Below are 19425 nucleotides of genomic sequence, written 5' to 3'. Positions count from 1 at the left end.
GGCGCGGCTCACACGGGGGGCTCACACGCGGACAGCCGCACGGGGAGCGTCACACCTCAGGAAAGTCGCCGGCCATCGCGGCGGCGATCCGCAGGTGGGGCGCGGCCTCGGCCGCCCGGCCCTGCCGCTCCAGGGTGCGACCGAGGAGCAGCTGGGCGTAGTCCTCCACGGGCCAGCGCTCCAGGATCGCGCGCAGCTCGCCCTCGGCGCGCGTGAGCTGCGCCGAGTGGTAGTAGGCGCGGGCCAGCAGCAGCCGGGGCGCGAGCTGCTCGGGCGCCTCGACCGCCAGGGCGTCGAGGATCCGGGCCGCCGGGACGTACTCCTTGGCCTCGAAGAAGAGCTGGGCGCGCGCCCAGCGCTCGGCGGCGGTTCCGTGGTCGTAGTAGGCGCTCGGGTTGTTCATGATCCCTGCAACACGCCTCACCGCCCCCTACATTCCACCGAACGGGACCCCTCGCCCCCGCTAGGTTGGAACCATGAGCAATCTGGATCGCCGGCCCACGCTCTCCACGTGCGGTGGACGCGGCTTCGTGGTGGCCGAACCCGTCCGCGAACTCCTCAGCCCCCGGCAGGTCAAGCTCGGCGAGAGCACGGAGGTCCGGCGGCTCCTGCCCAACCTCGGCCGGCGGATGGTCGGCGCCTGGTGCTTCGTGGACCACTACGGTCCGGACGACATCGCGGACGAACCCGGCATGCAGGTGGCGCCCCACCCGCACCAGGGCCTGCAGACCGTGAGCTGGCTGCACGAGGGCGAGGTGCTCCATCGCGACAGCGTCGGCAGCCTGCAGACCGTGCGCCCGCGCGAGCTCGGCCTGATGACCTCCGGCCGCGGCATCAGCCACTCGGAGGAGAGCCCCCGGGACCACGCCCGCTTCCTGCACGGGGCACAGCTCTGGGTCGCCCTCCCCGACGCCCACCGCCACGTCGAGCCCCACTTCCAGCACCACGCCGACCTCCCCCAGGTGACCGCCCCCGGCCTGACCGCCACGGTCGTCCTGGGCACCCTGGACACCGCGACCTCGCCCGGCACGGCCTACACCCCGATCGTCGGCGCCGACCTGGCCCTGACCGCCGGCACCGAGACCCGCCTCCCGCTGGAACCGGACTTCGAGTACGCGGTCCTGTCCATGTCAGGCGAGGCCCACGTGGACGGCGTCCCCCTCCACCCCGGCTCGATGCTCTACCTCGGCTGCGGCCGCACCGACCTCCCCGTGCGCGCGACGTCCGACGCGGGGCTGATGCTGCTGGGCGGGGAGCCGTTCGAGGAGGAGATCGTCATGTTCTGGAACTGGATCGGACGGTCACACGATGATATCGCGCAGGCCCGCGAAGACTGGATGAACGGGACGCGATTCGGCGAGGTGAAGGGCTACGACGGCCCTCCGATTCCCTCCCCGGAACTGCCGCCGACCCACCTGAAGCCCAGGGGAAGGGTCCGCTGACCTGCTGCTTTGTTCGGATCCGGATGGGGCACGGTGCTGGGAGGGGGCTTGGAGACGGTCCTCCGGTTCCGGCTTCTGAGGGGAGGCTGCCGAGTACGGTCCGACAGCCTCCGGTGCTGGTGGTCGAGTCTCACGTGTTGCAGGGTGTAATCAACTTTGGTCGGACGAATGCTGACCTTTTGCTGACTTTACTGACGAGTAGTCAGATCTCGTCTCGGGTTGCGTCGGGCTGCCCGGCCTTCGAGGGACGGTGGCGGGCCCCGTTGCGCGGCCGGCTCCTTCGGTCCTGCCGGTGGATCCGGCCGAGGAGTGCGATCCATCACTGAAGAGCGTGCGTGTGTGCGTGGCCACCCTTGTGTACAGGTGACAACAGCCTCGCTTGTCCGGTCCTCTCCGTCAGGCGATTACTGCGGTCCGTGCGAGCGCGGGAGGGGTACGGCTCTGGGGCAACTGGACGTTCCAGGTGAGCGCCCGTCAGGCGGGCGGGACGGGGCGGGGCACGCTGTGCCCCGCCCGCGTCCGGCGCCCCGTGGTTCAGGCGAGTAGCGCGACGGCCCGGAGGGCGGGCTCTGTCGCAGTGGCGGCGCGGCGCTGCTGCGGTACAGGACGGTCCCGTTCGGCTTCGGGCACCTCGACATCCGTGAGGAGTGCCATGAGTGACGAACGGGCGCGGGCCACGCGGGAGCGCACCGTGCCGATGGGACACCCGATGGCTTCGGCTGCCTCGACGTAAGGCAGGCCCAGTAGCTGGGTGAGGATGAATGCCTCGCGGCGGTCTTCCGGGATCGTCGCCAGGAGTTCGGCGAGGGCGATGCCGTCCTCGAATCCGGGGAGTCCCTGGGGCTGTGCCTGTTCGGCTGCGGTCTGCCAATCGTGGCGGTCTGACAGGCGTGGCCGGGCGGCGGAGCGGCGGATGCTGTCCACGACCGTGCGGCGGGCGATGGACAGCAGCCAGGTGCGGGCGGAGGAACGGCCCTCGAAACGGGGGAGTGCGGGGAGGGCTCGTACGAAGACGTCCTGGGTGAGGTCGTCGGCGGCCTGGGGGTCGGCGCTGAGGAAGGCGACGTACCTCCAGACGTCGCGCTGGAGGGCACGCACGAACCGGTCGGTCTTCTCGGGGTCTCCGTCGCGTGCTGCGAGCGCGAGCCGCGTCACGGCTTCGTCGCTGCCGGCGGTGTGCCGTGCCGTTTTCGGCTCGGAGGGATCCTGGCGGGTGCTCAGGGCAGGGGTCATCGCCACAAGGTCCTTACGCGTGTGGTGTCCGGCGTCGCAGTCGGCGCGGGCCGGTGAGGTGTACGGCCTGCCGAAGGGCATGGCCGATGCCCGAGGCGCGACCAGGGATCACCTGCGCGTGCTCGGGGAGCCGGCTGTCAGATGACAGCGGTTCCCGGTGGCGGACCCCTCGAGGTGATGACGTTGATCAGGAAGAGCTGCCGCAGCGGGTTGCGGTCCCGCGTGCGGCGAGCGCGCAGCGGCGGCTGGTGCGGTACCCGGGACGGGGCGAGGATCAGCCGCAGCGGCGTCCAGAGCCATGCCGCGAAGGTGCGCAGCAGCTGGAAGGCGGCCTGTTCTCCGTAGGCGAGCCAGAGTCCGGCGATCACGGCGGCCAGCAGATGCGCCGTCAGCATGCCGGACGGTGACATCGACATGCCGGCCATGGCGTGCGCATCCGGCATGGGTGTGCCTGCCATGGCGTCCGACATGCCGTGCAGGGCGTGGTGGGCGTGGGTACCCGCGTCCGCGACCGCCGTTGTGCCGGGCGGTGGTTGGTGCACCATGTTGCCGAGGCCCGCGTCATTGACCAGGCGTGAGGCTTCGGACGGGGACATCTGCGTATCCCCGCACGTCAGGTACTGCGCCCACTGCTCCGCGAAGGACCGGCCGGACGGGAGCGGTTGGCTGAGGGATTGGACCAGGGAGAACCCGGCGTGCAGTGCGGCCTGGACGGCGATCGCCGTCGTGGTGACGGCGAGGAGTCCGCGCTCGGTGCCGGCCAGGGACCAGGCGAGGGCGGACGTGCCGACGAACGCGCTGGCCATGGCCCACCCGGGCACGGGCGTTCCCGACATGAGCACGTGACCGGTGGCCGCGAGCAGGACGCACAGGGCTGCGAACATCGCAGCCCGTACGGCTCGGGAACAGTGGCCTGGTGTCATGGCGGGCTCATCCTCGCACCCTCGTCGTGGGCGGTGCACGGGGGTGCGCACTATGTGAGTGGTTCCCGTCCGGATCCTGCGCCCGCGCCGGAAGTGTGGTGCAGGCCACTGGGAAACGGGGGAACCGGGTGGGGTGCTCGACCGACTGACTTCGCATCCGGCAGTCGTGATGGACCTCAGAAGGAGATGGTTGTGCCAGCGGAGGAAGCAGCGACTGCCGTGCCGGCAGGGACGAAGTTCCGGGCGGACGGCCGGCTCACCGGGCTCCTGACGGCCGCCATGGCTTTCTCGATGCTGCAGTTGTTCCTGCTCGGTGCGCTCGGGCCGCGTCTCGTGGACGAGTTGGGTATATCGCCCGTTGTGCTGGGTCTGACGACGACGATCGGGTTCGGCACGGCGGCCCTGCTGTCACCGGCCGGCGGCCGGATCGTGGACCGGGTGGGTCCGCGGCGCTCGCTCGTGGCCCTGCTCCTGGTCTCCGCTGCGGCGCTCGCGCTGATCGGGGCGGCTCCTGGCGCCGGCCTGCTGCTGGGCGCGGTCGCGCTGGGCGGGGTGCCGCAGGCGTTGGCGAACCCGGCAACCAACAAGGCGATCCTCGCGGCGGTGCCGCCCGCCCGCAGGGGTGCGGTCACCGGCATGAAGCAGTCCGGCGTCCAGCTGGGCGCCTTCGCGGCGGGGCTGCCGCTGGCGGCCCTCGCCTCGGGGCTGGGATGGAGGGGCGCGGTGTGGGTGGCCGCCGGTGCGGCTTTCCTGACCGGGCTGTGGGCGTGGCGAACCCTGCCCCTCGACCCGCCGGTCTCATCGGGCGGTCCGCGTACCTCCCTCGTTCCGCGCGGCACGGTCGCGTGGCTCGCGGTGTTCTCGCTGTTCCTGGGCTGCGGCATAGCCTCGGTGAACACCTACCTCGCGCTGTTCGGAGCGAGGCAATTGGGGCTGGGGCCGACCGCGGCCGCTGCTTTGGTCGCCGTGCTGGGCGTGACGGGTATCGCGGGCCGGGTGGGCTGGTCGAAGGCGGCGCGTCCGGGCCTGGCCGAGTGGCTTCCGGGATGGCTCGCCTGCGGGGCGCTCGGCGCCGCTGTGCTCCTCGCGGCGGCGGTAGCGGTGGGGCCGCTGGTGTGGCTCGGTGCCGTCGCGGTGGGGGTGTTCGCCGTCTCCGGCAATGCCGTCACGATGGTGCTCGTGATGCAGCGGGCCGCACCCGGGCGGGCGGGTCAGGACTCGGCGCTGACCGCGGCCGGGTTCTTCGCCGGGTTCGCGGTGGGCCCGCCGCTGTTCGGACTGCTGGCTTCGGACGACCGGTACGGGACGGGCTGGCTGCTGGTGGCGGCGGAGTTCGCCGTGGCGGGTGCGGTCGCGTTCGTCTGGGCCGTGCGCGACCGCCGTGACCGGGCGGTGAGTTCCGCATGATCGTCGAGGACTGGGCCAGTCGTGCCCTGGGGGCGCTGATGGAGCGCGTCGAAGCGACCGAGTCGCAGGTGGGGGCTCGCTTTCCGCTCTACGCGGATCCGGAGGACGGCCGCTGGACGACGACCGGCCGCGGTTCGTGGGCCGGCGGGTTCTGGGCCGGGTTGCTGTGGCTCAGGGCCCGGTACACCGGTGCCGACGCCGACCGTGCGGCGGCGATGGAGTGCACGGGCCGCCTCGCGCACTGGGCGGAGGCGGACACGGCGACCCGCGGCCTGATCCTCTGGTACGGAACCGCCCTGGCGACGGGCGATGACGAGGCCGGGGCGATCAGGAAGGCGGCCGCCGAAGCCTGCCTGCTGGCGCACGATCCCGCGCTCGGTCTCGTGCCCTGGGGAGACGCCTTCGGCGGACCCCGCCTACTGGCCCGGGCGGACGCCGTGCCCGGCATGCTGTCGCTGCTCGCCGCGGCGGGACCTGGCGGAGCGGCGGCTGCGGCAGCCCACCTCCACCGGCACCTCGACCTCTGCCTGGGCGGACTTCCGGAGGGACAGTGGCCGGCACCGGCCTGGCAGTACACGCCGGGTGAGCAACGGGAGCAGTGGCAGCCGTTGGACGACCCGCCCGCCGGGTGGAGCCGCGGCAGGGCCTGGATGCTGCTCGCGGTCGCCGAAGCCCTGCTGCATCCCGAACTCTCGCTCCACCGGCCGGACCGGCTCGCGGCAGCCGCCGAACAGCTCCTGGCCCGTGGGGGATTCCTCATGGGCCCGCTCGTTCCGCCCGCCGAAGCGCACCGGCCCGACGGCCCGCTCGACACCTCGGCCGCCGCCATCACCGCAGTGGCCCTGATGAAACTCGCCAGGGTGCCCGGCCCGTGGGTGAACCACTGCTCCTACCGGGCCGTGGCGATACTGATCCGGTTGAGCGAGAGCCACCTCTACCACGAGGGGGCGACCGCCCCGGTGGGGAGACTCGTGGACGGCTGCTACGACGCGGGTAAGGGTCTTGCCGTACGGCACGAACTCATCTGGGGGACCTTCTTCCTGACGCTCGCGCTCGCCGCCCTGGACGGCTACGTCGACATCACCCGCGTGTAGCGGACGGTCCTTCGTAGCCGCGCAGGACCCGGCGGGCCACCGAGGTGATGTGTAGTTCGTCGGGTCCGTCGAGGATCCTGGCGGCACGGCCGCCGCGGAACAGCGCGGGCAGCGGTGTGTCCGGCCCGAGCCCTGCGGCGCCGTGGACCTGGATGGCGGAGTCCGTGACCTGCTGGAGCATCCGTGCGGCTGCGACCTTGGCGAGCCCGACCTCGACGTGGGCGTCCTGCCCGGCCTCGATCAGGGCCACTGCCTCGTGGACCAGGGGACGGGTGGTGCGCAGGGCGAGCAGGGCGTCGAAGACGTGCTGCTGGACCAGCTGGTGGTCGGAGAGCCGTCCTCGGGATCCGCTCCGGGTGGAGGCCCGCTCGCACATGAGGTCGAAGGCGCGCTGGGCCTGGCCGAGCCAGCGCAGGCAGCGGAGCGTCCGCCCCAACTGGAGGCGTTCCCCAGCGATGGTGAGCGCCTGGCCCGGCTCACCGACCAGGTGGTCGGCCGACACCGCAACCCGGTCGAGCTCGATCTCGTACTGGCCCGCCGCGCCGAACACCGGGAGCTCACGGACGACGCGGAAGCCGGGGGAGTCCGTCGGTACCAGAAGCAGCGACAGCCCCTCGCGGTCCCCGGGGGAGCCGGACGTGCGGGCGAGCACCGTGACCAGGTCGGCGGTCGCGGCTCCCGAGGTGAACCACTTGCGGCCGCTGACCGACCAGCTCCCGTCCGCCCGGCGTTCGGCCCGGGTCGCGGTCCGGAACGGGTCGGTGCCGGGCACATCGGGCTCGGTCATCGCGTAGCAGGTGCGGATCTCTCCGGCGACCAGGCGAGTCAGGTACTCCTCGCGGATCCGGTTCCCGCCGTGGCGCGCGAGCATGGTCACGTCGAGGAGCGGTGCCGAGCCGAGAGCCGCGGGTCCGTGATCGCTGCTGCCCTCAACCTCGGCCAGTGCGGCGTACGCCCCCAAGGGAAGCCCCCCGCCCCCGAGTTCCACCGGAAGCGGCAGTGCCCACAAGCCCTCCTTGCGGGCGCGGTCCCGCAGCTCGGCCTGGGCGGCCGCGGCCGGGCGCCCTCCCGCGTCCAGTGCCGGCTCGTACGGGATCACCTCGTCTCGGACGAACCGGGCGACTCGATCACGCAACTGGGGCACCTGCGCGTCAGGTTGGGCGGGCGCGGTGGCGTCTGCACCTGGATCCGTCACTGCTTTCCTCCAGATTTCCGGGAACTCATGGGAACGGTTGTCCGACTGTCTGTCCGTGGAACTGGTCGGGCGCGCATGCTCCCGGGTTCCCGGATTTGAAGAAACGTCCCGGCCCGGCCACCGCCGCGCCAGGAGAGGAGAGGCATGGCGTCACCAGCAACCACGCAGACGGTCCGGCCGCTCGACACACTGCGCTTCGACACCTCGGGGCCGCCGCAGATCACGAGCATCGTGGCGGACCGCCTCCGGCTGCTCGGCGCGCAGGGCGAGCCCGTCGGGCAGGACGACTCGGCCTCCGGAAGCATCGTGATCGCCGGTGCGGGAGTCGAGCCGGTCCACGCGACCACCGGCTGGGGCCACCCGGCGGCCGGCCTCGTTGACGAAGCCACCGTGCAGGCCGCCACCGGCGTCATGGCCGTCCACGGCCGACGGGACGGGGGCCCGCGCGGCCTGGCCGTCGACTACGCGGCCACCGCCACCGCCGTCCTCACCGTCCACGGACTGCTCGCCGCCCTGATCGGCTCGGCACGCGGCATCCAGCCGCGGCACGTCACCACGGGAGCGGACCGCGCCGGGCTTCTCGCAGTCTCCCAGTACCTCGCCGCTGCCGGAGCCGACGAGGGGGAGGCGGCCGACCTCGCGCCCGGCGGGCCGCCCTTCACCTCGGCCGAGGGCACCCTCTTCGAATTGGAGACCCTCGATCCCGGAGCCTGGGCCGCGTTCTGGAAGGCACTCGAAGCACCCGCCGACGCGATGCGGGCCGGCTGGCGGCCGTTCCAGTTCCGGTACGCCACCGCGTGCGCTCCCTTTCCGGTCGCCCTGCACACGGTGACACGTGCCCACTCCATGACCCGGATCCGGCAGGCCGCCGCGCTCTCCGGCGCCGAGGTGTGCGTCCTGCGCACCCTGGCCGAGCGGGCCGCTGAACACGACGGTGCCGCACCTTGGGCCCTGCGTCTGATGGAGCCCGGTGCCAAGACCGGCGAAGCGGCTCCGTCCTCCGAGCGTCCGCTGGCCGGGCTCACGGTGCTGGAGGCGGGTCGCCGCATCCAGGCCCCGCTCGCAGCCCACCTGCTGGGGCTGCTCGGAGCCGAGGTGATACGGATCGAGCCGCCGGGCGGGGACCCCTTGCGCGGCATGCCCCCGGCCTGCTCCGGCATCTCGGCCCGCTGGCTCGCCCTCAACCGGGGCAAAAAGGCGGTGGAGATCGACATCAAGGCCGAGGCCGACCGGCGCCGCCTGCGGGACATGGCCGCCGGAGCCGACGTCTTCCTGCACAACTGGGCCCCGGGCAAGGCGGCCGAACTCGGCCTCGACGCCGAGGACCTCGCCGCCGTCAACCCGGGCCTGGTGTACGCGTACACCAGCGGCTGGGCCGACCGTCTGCCCGACGCGCCCATGGGCACCGACTTCATGGTCCAGGCCCGCACCGGCGTCGGTGAAGCCGTACGCCCCGAAGGCGAACCGGCCGCCCCCTCCCTGCTGACCCTGCTCGACGTCCTGGGCGGACTGACCGGCGCCGAAGCCGTGCTCGCGGGGCTCCTGCTGCGGGAGCGCACCGGACACGGCGTACGCGTCGACTCCTCCCTGCTCGGAGCGGCCGACACCCTGACCGCACCCGCCCTGCGCCGCGCCGCCCGCGGCGAGAACCCGAGGCAGCCGGCGGGCTTCCGCCACCCGCTGCCCACGGCCGACGGCTGGGTCGCACCCGCCGACGCGTGCGCGATGGCAGCCGCCAGCTACGACCTGCGCGAACTCGCCACCCCGGACGCGCTGAACCTGCTGCGCGACCACGGCCTGCACGCCAGCGCCGTCACCACGGACCTGGCCGATCTCCACCACGATGCGCGCTTCGCCGGCGCGATCACCCGCGACGCGCACGGCGCCCCTGCCGTTCCCGACCCCTGGAGCTTCAGATGACCGTCGCCCTGCACGACCTGCTGCCCGTCGAGCTCCGCCGCTCCTGGGTGGTCGACGGCACCTGCCCGGACCTCGACCTCTACAGCCTGTTCCGGGCACGCCAGATCGCGAACCTGCACGCCACCGCCGTCATCGACGCCAAGGGCACACTCTGTTACACCGCCCTGGACCGCAAGGTGCGATGTCTGGCCGTCGGCCTGCGCAACCTGGGCATAGGCCCGGGCGACGTGGTCGGCGTACAGCTCCCCAACAACCGCAACGCGGTCATCGCCGACCTCGCCATCGCCGCCATCGGGGCGGTGGCCCTGCCCTTCCCCGTCGGCCGGGGCGTCCTGGAGGCCGAATGCCTGCTGCGGCGGGCCGAGGCAGTCGCCGTCATCGCCGCGACCGAACACCGCGGCTCCCAGCACGCCGCCGACCTGCTCACCCTGGCCCCTTCGCAGCCGGCGCTCCGGCACGTGATCGCCGCCGGCCCAGGAACGGCACCCGAAGGGACGGTCTCCTTCTCGCAGCTGCTGCGCTCGGACGCGACTGCCTTCACCCCCGCCCGGCCGGATCCCGACAGCGCGGCCCGCATCCTCGTCTCCTCCGGCTCCGAGGCCGAGCCGAAGATGATCGCCTACTCCCACAACGCCCTCGCCGGCGGGCGCGGCAACTTCCTCGCCTCCCTCATGCCGGACGGAACGCCCCCGCGCTGCCTCTTCCTCGTCCCCCTGGGCTCCGCCTTCGGCTCCAACGGCACCGCGGTCACCCTGGCCCGGCACGGCGGCACGCTCGTCCTGCTCGACCACTTCACCCCCGAAGCCGCCCTGGCGGCCGTACGGGAGCACGAGCCCACCCACATCCTCGGCGTGCCGACCATGATCCGCATGATGCTCGACCGACTCGACACCGACGCCGGGGTCCTGCCCACGCCCACCGCCCTCGTACTGGGCGGTGCACCGCTCGACGAGACGACCGCCAAGGACGCGGCCCGCGCCTTCGGCTGCCCCGTCGTCAACCTCTACGGCTCCGCCGACGGCGTCAACTGCCACACCGGCCTCGCCCACCAGGTCCCGCCCACCGACAGCACGGGCGTGGTCGCCGGCCACCCCGACCCGCGCGTCGCCGAGATCCGCATCGCCGACCCCGACACGCACACACCGCTGCCCGACGGCGCCATCGGAGAGATCATCTCGCGCGGGCCGATGACCCCGCTGTGCTACGTCGCCTCCCCGCAGCTCGACGCCCGCTACCGCACCCCCGACGGCTGGGTCCGCACCGGAGACCTCGGCTTCCTCGACGAGGAGGGCACCCTGCACGTGGTCGGCCGCCTCAAGGACATCGTGATCCGGGGCGGCGCCAACATCAGCCCCGCCGAGGTCGAACGGCAGCTGGCCGCCCACCCCTTGGTCCGCGACGTGGTGTGCGTGGGAGTCCCGGACGCGCTGATGGGCGAACGCCTCGCCGCCTGCATCGTGGCGCGCACGGCCCAGGTGCCCGTACTGGAGGAACTCGGTGCGTACCTGACCGCACGAGGCCTGGAGCAGCGCAAGCACCCCGAACGACTGCTGGTGGTGGCCGAACTGCCGCTGACTCCGGCGGGCAAGCCCGACCGGGCCGCCCTGCGGGAGCGCCTGTCCGAAGCGGGCGCGCTCGACCCCGTACGCCCGGCTCCGCTCGCGCAGGCGGGATGACACGTGGGCCCGGGCAGCGTGCTGCTGCCCGGGCCCATGAACACGGAGGACGGGGAGAGCACGGGAGCGTGCCCTCCCCGGCCTGCTACGCCGCCTGGCCCCGGCGTACGAGGCCGACGACGATGTCCACCACGAGGAACGCGAGCAGCGTCACGCCCAGTACCGGCAGGGCCCAGCCCAGCGCGGCCACCAGCGGCACGCCCACCACGAGGACGGGCAGCGGCAGGCTGCGCCACGTGCCACGGGAGGGAGCCTTGCCCATCGTGGCCTTGCGGTCCTCCCGGGTGGGCCGGCGCTGCCACCACATGCGGTAACCCCACAGCGTCACCAGGATCAGGCCAAGGGCGATGACGGCCAGGACGATCTGGTTGACGATGCCGAAGAGCACACCCATGTGGCCCTGTACGCCGAGCTTGCTGAGCTTGGCCAGCAGCGGGTAGTCCGCCCACCGGGTGTGGGAGGTGATCTCACCCTTGCTGTTGTCCACGGCGACCTGGTCGTAGTGGACCGGCCAGACGTTGTCCTTCTGTGCCACGACCCAGGCGCTGGAGGCGTTGGCAGGAGGCGCCACCTGGACCGTGCCGCCCAGCCCGGCCTTGCGGGCGGTAGCGAGCGCGGCGTCGAAAGCGGCCGGGTCAGGGTCTGCGGGCGTCTCGGCATCGCCGTGACCCTCGTGGCCGGCGTGCTCCCCGCCCTCTTCCTCGGCCGGCGGCTGGGCGCCGGGCAGCAGGGTGTCGAGCTCCGGGCCGTGCCCCTTGGCCGCGTCAAGCAGCTGGCCGAAGCGGTCGCCGGCGTAGTGGGACCAGGTCAGACCGGTGGCGCTCAGGAAGAACAGCCCGAGCGCGAGCCAGACGCCGGTCGCAGCGTGGAAGCTGCGGGTCCGCCGCACACCCCGGGCCCCGCGGTCGGGCAGCAGAACGCCCCGCGCGGACTTCGCGCGCTGGCCCCGGGCACGGCCGATCCACAGCACGAGCCCGCCCGCGACGATCACCCACAGCCAGCTCGCGGCGACCTCGGAGTAGAGGCGGCCGGTCTCACCCAGCTGCAGGTTCTTGTGGAGGTCGCCGAGCCAGGTCGTCAGCGGCGTCGATCCCCACGAGGTGGTGAGGTCGCCCTGCACCTTCGCGGTGTACGGGTCGACGAAGACCGTGCGCTGGTTCTCGCCCAGCTCGGGTACGGACAGCACCACGCGGGTGGTGTCCTCGGGCCCGGCCGGGGTGATGACGGAGGCGAGGCTGCCCTCCGGGTGCGCGGTCCGTGCGGCGGCGATCTGCTCTGCCAGCGGACGTACCTGGTCGCCGACCTGCGTGACGCGCAGCTGGTCGCCGTAGACGAGCTGGTCGAGCTGCGGGCAGAAGGTGTAGATCAGGCCGGTGAGCGCGGCGACGAGCAGGAACGGGGCGACGAAGACCCCGGCGTAGAAGTGCAGGCGGACCAGGAGCGCTCGTACGCCCTGCCAGGAGCGCCCGGCGGGCGCTACCTCCGCCGGCGAGGAAGGTCTCTGCTGCTCTTGATCGGTGGTTGAAGACATGCGTGTTCCCCAAGATGGGTACGCGCGGCCGTTCGGGCGGCGCGTACGGCGAAGCCGATAGGTGATGGGAGCCGCCGTGAGAGCGGCGGGTGTCGTGATCGCGTACGAGCGATCAGGCGGGAATCACCAGGGGAGGGCCTCGGCGGGGGCGGGAACGGGCGAGCAGGACGCCGAGGCGGACATGGCCGGGCGAGGGTGGCGGCGGCAGCCGGCGCTCGGTCGGTACGGGGACGGAGGAGGGGGCGGCAAAACGGAAACGAGGCAGGACCAGGGCAGCCAGGCGCCGCAGGATCCGCTCCCCGTAGACCAGGCACAGGGCGGTCCCGACCGTGGCCAGAGCGTGCGCCAGCGTCATCCCGGCGGTCATCGCATGCCCTGAGCCCGCGTCGGCCATCACTGCCATGTTCATGCCCGCATGTGCGCCCGATGCATGACCGGCCATCGAGTGGTGGTCGGTCATTCTGGCGTGCATCGCGGCCACGGCGGGCGAGGGGCTGCCGTCCGGCATCGACAGATGGTGGAAGGCCAGGTGCAGGGCGAACTGGGTCGCGCCCAGCACGAGGGTGGTCACGTCGAAGTGCCGGCGGCGGCCGCCGAAAAGGACCGTTCCCAGGACTGCCAGACCAGCGAACACCAGGCCGAGCGCACCCGGTCCGGGCAGCTGCCCACCGGCCGCCACGTGGCTGAACGCGCCCAGAGACAGGCACCCGGAAGCGCAGAGCAGACCCTTCGAAGTCCGCCTCAGCCAGCTGTCCGGTCCGTGCACCGGCACAACTTATCCAGCGCTTACCGGGCTGTCGGTGTCCAGCGCGCGGGGCCGTCGGCGGGCTCGGCGGAACGACGCGTCCCTGTTGAGCAGTCAGTGCACCAGCGGAAGAAGGAGGTTGTGTCGAAGGGTGTGCCTGCCGCGCGACTCTGGCGGGAGAGCGCGCCACGCCACCGTGGGCGGAATCACAGGACGAATCAAACCGGCACAAGGGGCATCCCGGGGCAGTGTGTGCACACTGCCCCGGGAAAGGAGCCGCACGGCGGCCGGCGTCGTCGGCCTCAGGAGGCCATGGCCTTCTTCAGCTCGGCCGCCGCGTTGCGGTAGACCGGCAGCAGGTCGAGGTCCTCGCCGGGGTAGTTGACGATCTTGACCTGCTTGGCACCGGAGTCGGGGAGCACGGTTCCGGTGGACATGTGGGCGTTGTCCAGGACGAGCGCGGGCTTCTTCGCGGAGAGCTCGGCGAGCTGCGCCGGGGTCACGGCCTCGGGCCCGTAGGTGCCGACGGGGGTGGCGCCGGCGAGCTTCGCGGCCCAGGCGGTGAAGACCTGGGTGACGACGGAGGGGCTCTTGCCGCCGGGCCAGGCTGCCTGGACGTCCTTGTTCAGCTTCGCGTACTCGGTGTCGAAGCCGGACTTCCACTTCGTCGCGGCGTCCGCCGTGCCGAAGAGGGCGCCCAGCTTGTCGACTTCGGCCTTGACCTTGTCGGGGTCGTTGTCGAGGTTCACCTCGACCAGTTTCGCCTTCGACCCCGCGGCCTCCTTGATCTTCGCCGCGTACGGCTCGAACGGCGCGTACAGCACGAAGTCGGCCTTGGCCACGGCGGCGAGGTCGGAGGGCTTCGGGTCGTAGTCGGGGGCGTGGTGCACGGACTGCGGGACGATGACCTTGACGTCCTCGGCACCGGCGGCCTTGGCGAAGGCGCCTTCCCAGGTGGTGGTCACGACCACCACGGGCTTGTCCTTCTTCGCCTCGCTGCCGCTCTTGGCCGGCGCGGCGTCGGAAGCGCCCTCGGACGCCTTGTCGCTGCCGCACGCCGCGGTCAGGAGGAGTGCCGCGCTCAGTGCGACGAGGGCAGGGATACGGACGCGGGTGCGCGCCATGAGCTGATTCTCCGTTCGGGTATGAAATGCACGGCGAGGACGAGGGCCCCCGCCGTCAGGACGAGGACCGGGCCCGGTGGCCAGTCCAGCCACAGGGCCAGAAGGAACCCCGTCAGGTTGACGACGACTCCGATGCCGATGGCCCAGAGGGTGATCGACTTCAGTGAGCTGCCCAGGCGGCGGGCCGCGAGCGCGGGCAGCAGGGTCAGTGCGTCGACGAGCAGCGCGCCGGTGAGCTTGATCGCCCCGGCGACCGCGATCGCGACCAGGATGAGGAGGGCCGCGGTCAGCGCCCGTACGGGTACGCCCGAGCACTGTGCGAGCTCGCGGTCGTAGAGCAGGAGGCCGATCTCGCGGCGCCGCCACCAGAACAGGCCCGGTACGGCGGCGGCGAGCACGCCGAGGACGATCAGGTCCGGCGTGCCCACGGACAGGATCGATCCCCAGAGCAGCGCGAACGCACCGGAGGCGTTGACCCCCGAGACCGCCATGAGGAGCAGCGCGGCGGCGATCGCCAGGCTCATCAGCAGGCCCATCGCACCGGACAGCCCGTCCGGAGTGCGGGCGAGCGGGGCCACGCCCGCACCGGCGAGGGCGCACGCGACGAGCGCGCACAGCATGGGGTCGAGTCCGGTCAGCAGGCCGACCGCGATGCCGAGCAGGGCGACGTGCATCATCGCGAACCGCACCGGCATGATGTCCAGCCCGACGATGACCACGCCGATCACGGGCAGCCCGACCGCCGCGAGCAGCAGGGCGATTCCGGCCCGCTGGACGGGTACGAGCTGCAGGAGGGCGCCGAGGTCGGCGGTGGCGAGGTTCACCGGACCTCCCGCAGCCGGCCCGCCGCCATCTCCAGTACGCGGTCGCAGCGCTCCGCCAGGGTCCGGTCGTGGGTCACCACGACCAGCGTCACCGGAAGAGAGGTGAGGACGTCCGCAGCTTCCTCCTGCCCGTCGAAGTCGAGGGCCGCGGTCGGCTCGTCCGCCAGCAGCACCTGGGCCCCGGCGGCGACGCAACCGATCGCCCGGGCCAGGTACATGCGTTGCAACTGGCCGCCCGAAAGGGTGTGCAGGGGCCGCTCGGTCAGCCGTGCGACTCCGAGTCGGTCCGCCGCCTCGGCGGCGTCCTCGGGAGCGGTGCTGCTGGCCAGCAGCTCGGATCCGAGCAGCGGGAACCGGCCCGCTGCCGGCTTCTGCGGGATCCAGGCGCAGGCCCTGCGCCGCCAGGCCCACTCCGCCGGAGAGCCGGTGCCCCGTCCGCCGACCGTGATCGAGCCCGTCACCTGCCGGTGGAGACCGAGCACGGCGCGCAGGAGCGTGGTCTTGCCCGAGCCGTTGGTCCCGGTCAGCGCCACGCGCTCGCCGGCCGCGATCTCCAGATCGACATCGGCGACCGCCGCGACCCGACCGTGCCGGCAGGCCACTTGGCGCATGCGTACGTCCAGCCCGCCCATCCCACCTACCTCAATCCTTGCGTAATGACGGGGCTCGGGAGGGTGCCCGACGACCGTCGCCCACGCCGCAGTAGTCGGACAGCGGAGTCTCCGAGTTCCCGCAGGCCGGCAATCGGTCGGCGATTCTTCTCCACCGGGGTCAGGGAGCGTCGGAGACGCCGTATCCCGCCTCGGCGATCGCCTCACGGATCAGACCGTCATCGAGGGGCGCGCCTCCCACCGTGACGGCGTTCGCGCCCAAGTCCACGACGACGCGACTCACTCCGGGCACCGCGGACACCTCCTTCGTGATGTGGTCGGCACAGTGGCCGCAGGTCATGCCGGTCACCTGGTACTTCTGCTCCGTCATTGCGTCACTTCCTGGTGCGGTGGCGATGGCCGGACGCCGTGGTCCGGTGGGCTCTCTCACGTAGTCGTACCGAGACCCGTTCTGGTTTCCGTCACTTCCCGCCCAGCGGAAGCAGAGGAAGCACACGCGACTCGATCCGTGCTCCCGAACCGCCTCGGCCTGGGGCTTGCGGCCGATACCGAACGGGCATTCCCCTGATGTCCGGGGTCGCGGAAGCCGTTCTGCGGGCGGACGCGTAGGGAGAGAGGCGCACGCAATGACCGACATCAGTTCTCTGCAGCCCGTGGCGACGTTCTGCGGCAACTGCGACTGCGGATGCCCGCAGCTGTTCATCGACGAGACAGCCCCGGCCGACCGCAGGGTCGTGATCACCGACGACTTCGGCCAGCGGGTGCAGATGAGCGCCGATCAGTTCGGCTCCCTCATCGAGGACGCCAAGGCGGGCAAGCTGGACTCCGTCGCCGTGGCGTGAACCTCGGGTGCAGGCCGGGCAGCCCAGTTCAGCTGCCGGGCCGCACCACGAACGCCACCGCGTCCACCGCACCGCTGTGCCGGAAGTGCAGGACGAAGGGGACGGCGTCCCCCTCCTTCCACCGGCCCTTCACCGTCGCCATCACATCCACCGTGCCCGGCGTCATGGTCAGGCGGCTGCCCGCCGGGATGTTCACGGTCGGTGCCATGCCCATGGTGTCGGCGCCGTCACCGCCCGGCTCGTGTCGGCTGAGCATCACGTCCTGGAGCGCCGGAGAGGTCACGGACACCAGTTGGTCGTCCGCGCCGCCGGTGTTGGTGATCGCGAAGAAGGCGGCGGTCCGCTCCTTGCCGGCGTAGGGCAGGAACACCCGCCCGACGCCGACTTCGACGCGGGCCGGAGTGCCGGCCGCACCCACCCGGGTCCATGCCGTGAGACCGACCAGGGCCGTCAGACAGGCCACCACGGGAACGAGTGCGGCGAGCAGCCCGTCACGCACGCGCCGGTCCGCAGCCGTGGACCGGAGGGAGCCGGTCATCGCCGGGAGGCCTTTCCGGCGGAAGTCACGGGGCGCGTGGGCGTGGGCTGCCAGGTGCGCAGGCGCAGGCTGTTGGCCACGACGAGGAGTGAGCTGGCGGACATCGCGGCCGCGGCCACCATCGGGTTGAGCCACCCCACGGCCGCCAGTGGCACGGTCACCACGTTGTAGCCGAAAGCCCAGACCAGGTTGAGGCGGATCGTCGCCAGCGTGCGCCGGGCGAGGCGGACGGCGTCGGCGACCGCCTCGATGTCACCCCGTACGAGCGTCACGTCGGCGGCGCCGATCGCCACGTCGGTGCCGCTCCCCATCGCGATCCCGAGGTCGGCCCGGGCCAGCGCGGCGGCGTCGTTCACCCCGTCACCGATGACTGCCACCCGGTGCCCCTCCTCCTTCAACCGCGTCACCAGGGCCGCCTTGTCTTCCGGAGTGCAGCGGGCGTGTACCTCGGTGATGCCGAGTTCCGCCGCGACCACCCGGGCCGTGGAGTCACGGTCACCGGTCGCGAGCACCGGCGTCACGCCCAGCCGTCGCAGCCGGTCCACGGCCCGGTAGCTTCCCGGCCGCAGGACGTCCCCGAGGGCGATCAGCTCCTCGGCGCGCCCGTCCACCCGGACCAGTACGGGCGTGTGCGCCGATGCCTCCGCCTCGGCAAGTGCTCGTGCCAGGGACGGGGGCAGGCCCTCGCCGGGGGTGAGCACCTCGACCCTCCGTCCCTCCACGACGCCCTCGACGCCTGATCCGGGCGTGGCCAGGAATCCGGTGACCTCGGGCAGCGGTCGCTCGGGGAGGGCCCGCTGGGCGTACGAGGCGACGGCGCGGCCCAGGGGATGCTCCGATCCGGTCTCCACGGCTCCGGCCAGCCGCAGCACCGCCTCGCGGCCCATCCCGCCGGTGACGTTTGTGACCTGGACGACGCTCATGTGCCCGGTGGTCAGCGTGCCGGTCTTGTCGAGGAGGATCGTGTCGACGTGGCGCAGGGCCTCCAGCGCCTGAGGCCCGCTGACCAGCACCCCGAGCTGCGCGCCCCGCCCGGTCGCAGCCAGCAGCGCGGTGGGGGTCGCCAGGCCCAGGGCGCACGGGCAGGCGACGACGAGGATCGCGACCGAGGCGGTGACGGCGGCCTGGGGATCGACACCCGCGCCGAGCCAGAAGCCGAGCACCGTGACAGCCAGGGCCAGGACCACGGGGACGAAGACTCCCGCGACCCGGTCGGCGAGGCGCTGGGCCCGGGCCTTGCCCGTCTGGGCGTCGGTGACCATGCGGGTGATCCGCGAGAGCCGGGTGTCCGCACCGACCGCCGTGGCCCGTACGAGGAGCAGTCCGCCGGCATTGACCGCGCCGCCTACCACCTCCTGGCCGGGACCTACCTCCACGGGATCGCTCTCCCCGGTCACCAGGGACAGGTCGAGGGCGGAGTTTCCGGAGGCCACCACGCCGTCGGTGGCGACGCGCTCACCGGGCCGCACGAGGAACTCCGTTCCCGGCCGGAGGTCTTCCACGGGAACCAGGCGCTCTCTCCCGTCCTCCCGCACGGTGACTTCCTTGACGGCGAGGCCGGCCAACGACCGCAGCGCGGTACCGGTGCCTCGCCGGGCGCGAGCCTCCAGATGGCGGCCGGCCAGCACGAACAGCGGCACTCCGACGGCGGCTTCGAGGTAGACGTGCGCCACCCCCTCGCCCGCTGACGGCAGGAGCGTGAACGGCATCCGCATGTCCGGGTCACCGGCGCCGCCGAGGAACAGGGCGTACAGCGACCACGCGAAGGAGGCGAGGACGCCGAGGGAGACCAGTGTGTCCATGGTGGCCGTCGAGTGCCGCAGCCCGCGGGCCGCCCGCAGGTGGAACGGCCAGGCGCTCCATACGACGACCGGCGCGGCGAGCACGAGGCACAGCCACTGCCAGTTGCGGAACTGCAGGGCGGGCACCATCGACAGCACCAGGACCGGGGCACACAGCAGCGCAGTGATCACGAGCCGTTCGCGCTCCTGGCGGGCACCGTCTGCGGGTGACTCGGCCGTCGGGGACTTCACGGGCACGGCGGCCGGTGGGGGCGGCAGCTCGGCGGTGTATCCGGCCCGTTCCACGGCCGCGACCAGGTCCTGGGTGGTCACGGCCGGCGGGTGGCTGATCCGCGCCTTCCCGGTGGCGAGGTTGACGGTCGCGCTCACCCCGTCGAGCCGGGACAACCGCTTCTCCACCCGGTTCACGCACGCTGCGCACGTCATGCCGCCGACGATCAGGTCGGTCGTCGTCGCCCCGGCGACGACGACCGACCTGATCGTCGGCGGCATGACGTGCGCAGCGTGCGTGAACCGGG

The 19425-nt window shown here is 72.4% G+C and carries 18 protein-coding genes; 6 read left to right on the top strand and 12 right to left on the bottom strand.

The genetic code is table 11. The features are described from left to right. Positions 1 to 49: 49 nt before the first annotated feature. The gene (locus tag EF918_RS19150; protein WP_125647718.1) at positions 50 to 403 is read right to left on the bottom strand and encodes a tetratricopeptide repeat protein; all 354 of its coding nucleotides are present in this window, start codon (positions 401 to 403) and stop codon (positions 50 to 52) included. A gap of 73 nt (positions 404 to 476) precedes the next feature. Between EF918_RS19150 and EF918_RS19145 the strand changes: the two genes are divergently transcribed. Continuing rightward, the gene (locus EF918_RS19145; protein ID WP_125647713.1) at positions 477 to 1442 is read left to right on the top strand and encodes a pirin family protein; all 966 of its coding nucleotides are present in this window, start codon (positions 477 to 479) and stop codon (positions 1440 to 1442) included. A 534-nt stretch (positions 1443 to 1976) separates the two neighbouring features. Here EF918_RS19145 and EF918_RS19140 read toward each other — a convergent pair. Together EF918_RS19140 and EF918_RS19135 are read right to left on the bottom strand one after the other, a co-directional pair. Beyond that, the gene (locus tag EF918_RS19140) at positions 1977 to 2675 is read right to left on the bottom strand and encodes a sigma-70 family RNA polymerase sigma factor (protein WP_125647710.1); all 699 of its coding nucleotides are present in this window, start codon (positions 2673 to 2675) and stop codon (positions 1977 to 1979) included. A gap of 137 nt (positions 2676 to 2812) precedes the next feature. Beyond that, positions 2813 to 3598 (bottom strand): hypothetical protein, encoded by a 786-nt coding sequence (locus EF918_RS19135; protein ID WP_185921816.1) that lies wholly within the window; start codon positions 3596 to 3598, stop codon positions 2813 to 2815. Between the two features lie 279 nt (positions 3599 to 3877). On the opposite strand from EF918_RS19135, the gene EF918_RS19130 reads away from it, so the two are divergent. Together EF918_RS19130 and EF918_RS19125 are read left to right on the top strand one after the other, a co-directional pair. Continuing rightward, positions 3878 to 5005 carry an MFS transporter gene (locus EF918_RS19130; protein ID WP_125647721.1) on the top strand — a complete coding sequence of 376 codons (1128 nt, stop codon included), beginning with the start codon at positions 3878 to 3880 and terminating at the stop codon, positions 5003 to 5005. Further along, complete coding sequence (locus EF918_RS19125) at positions 5002 to 6099, top strand: sugar ABC transporter permease (protein WP_125647704.1); 1098 nt, start codon at positions 5002 to 5004, stop codon at positions 6097 to 6099. Before EF918_RS19130 ends, EF918_RS19125 begins: the two co-directional genes overlap by 4 nt. Here EF918_RS19125 and EF918_RS19120 read toward each other — a convergent pair. After that, positions 6086 to 7234, bottom strand: a complete 1149-nt coding sequence (locus tag EF918_RS19120; protein ID WP_312847839.1) for an acyl-CoA dehydrogenase family protein — start codon at positions 7232 to 7234, stop codon at positions 6086 to 6088. The genes EF918_RS19125 and EF918_RS19120 overlap by 14 nt on opposite strands. 204 nt (positions 7235 to 7438) lie before the next feature. Here EF918_RS19120 and EF918_RS19115 point away from each other — a divergent pair, with 204 nt between their 5' ends. Next, positions 7439 to 9214 carry a CoA transferase gene (locus EF918_RS19115; RefSeq protein WP_125647698.1) on the top strand — a complete coding sequence of 592 codons (1776 nt, stop codon included), beginning with the start codon at positions 7439 to 7441 and terminating at the stop codon, positions 9212 to 9214. Continuing rightward, the gene (locus EF918_RS19110; RefSeq protein ID WP_125647695.1) at positions 9211 to 10890 is read left to right on the top strand and encodes a class I adenylate-forming enzyme family protein; all 1680 of its coding nucleotides are present in this window, start codon (positions 9211 to 9213) and stop codon (positions 10888 to 10890) included. The genes EF918_RS19115 and EF918_RS19110 overlap by 4 nt, the downstream gene beginning before the upstream one ends. A gap of 85 nt (positions 10891 to 10975) precedes the next feature. On the opposite strand, the gene EF918_RS19105 is transcribed toward EF918_RS19110, so the two are convergent. From EF918_RS19105 to EF918_RS19080, 6 genes are all read right to left on the bottom strand, one after another. Continuing rightward, a complete protein-coding gene (locus EF918_RS19105; RefSeq protein WP_125647692.1) occupies positions 10976 to 12421 on the bottom strand; it encodes a PepSY domain-containing protein in 1446 nt (481 codons plus the stop codon). Between the two features lie 112 nt (positions 12422 to 12533). Continuing rightward, entirely contained in the window at positions 12534 to 13055 is a 522-nt protein-coding gene (locus EF918_RS19100; protein WP_260610357.1) for a hypothetical protein, read from the bottom strand. Between the two features lie 413 nt (positions 13056 to 13468). Further along, complete coding sequence (locus EF918_RS19095) at positions 13469 to 14290, bottom strand: metal ABC transporter solute-binding protein, Zn/Mn family (protein WP_125647686.1); 822 nt, start codon at positions 14288 to 14290, stop codon at positions 13469 to 13471. Next, positions 14248 to 15114 carry a metal ABC transporter permease gene (locus EF918_RS19090; RefSeq protein WP_125647683.1) on the bottom strand — a complete coding sequence of 289 codons (867 nt, stop codon included), beginning with the start codon at positions 15112 to 15114 and terminating at the stop codon, positions 14248 to 14250. Before EF918_RS19090 ends, EF918_RS19095 begins: the two co-directional genes overlap by 43 nt. After that, positions 15111 to 15746 carry an ATP-binding cassette domain-containing protein gene (locus EF918_RS19085; protein ID WP_125647679.1) on the bottom strand — a complete coding sequence of 212 codons (636 nt, stop codon included), beginning with the start codon at positions 15744 to 15746 and terminating at the stop codon, positions 15111 to 15113. Before EF918_RS19085 ends, EF918_RS19090 begins: the two co-directional genes overlap by 4 nt. Positions 15747 to 15885: 139 nt before the next feature. Further along, entirely contained in the window at positions 15886 to 16095 is a 210-nt protein-coding gene (locus tag EF918_RS19080; RefSeq protein WP_125647676.1) for a heavy-metal-associated domain-containing protein, read from the bottom strand. Between the two features lie 256 nt (positions 16096 to 16351). Here EF918_RS19080 and EF918_RS19075 point away from each other — a divergent pair, with 256 nt between their 5' ends. Beyond that, a complete protein-coding gene (locus tag EF918_RS19075) occupies positions 16352 to 16567 on the top strand; it encodes a hypothetical protein (RefSeq protein WP_125647673.1) in 216 nt (71 codons plus the stop codon). 28 nt (positions 16568 to 16595) lie between these two features. Here the strand turns inward: EF918_RS19075 and EF918_RS19070 are convergent, their stop codons facing one another. Together EF918_RS19070 and EF918_RS19065 are read right to left on the bottom strand one after the other, a co-directional pair. Then, complete coding sequence (locus tag EF918_RS19070; RefSeq protein WP_125647670.1) at positions 16596 to 17105, bottom strand: copper chaperone PCu(A)C; 510 nt, start codon at positions 17103 to 17105, stop codon at positions 16596 to 16598. Further along, complete coding sequence (locus EF918_RS19065; protein ID WP_125647667.1) at positions 17102 to 19399, bottom strand: cation-translocating P-type ATPase; 2298 nt, start codon at positions 19397 to 19399, stop codon at positions 17102 to 17104. The genes EF918_RS19070 and EF918_RS19065 overlap by 4 nt, the downstream gene beginning before the upstream one ends. Between the last annotated feature and the right edge of the window lie 26 nt (positions 19400 to 19425).

The sequence above is a fragment of the Streptomyces sp. WAC06614 genome, from assembly GCF_003949795.1.
GTDB lineage: Bacteria > Actinomycetota > Actinomycetes > Streptomycetales > Streptomycetaceae > Streptomyces.
This window is presented reverse-complemented; position numbering and strand designations above follow the sequence as displayed.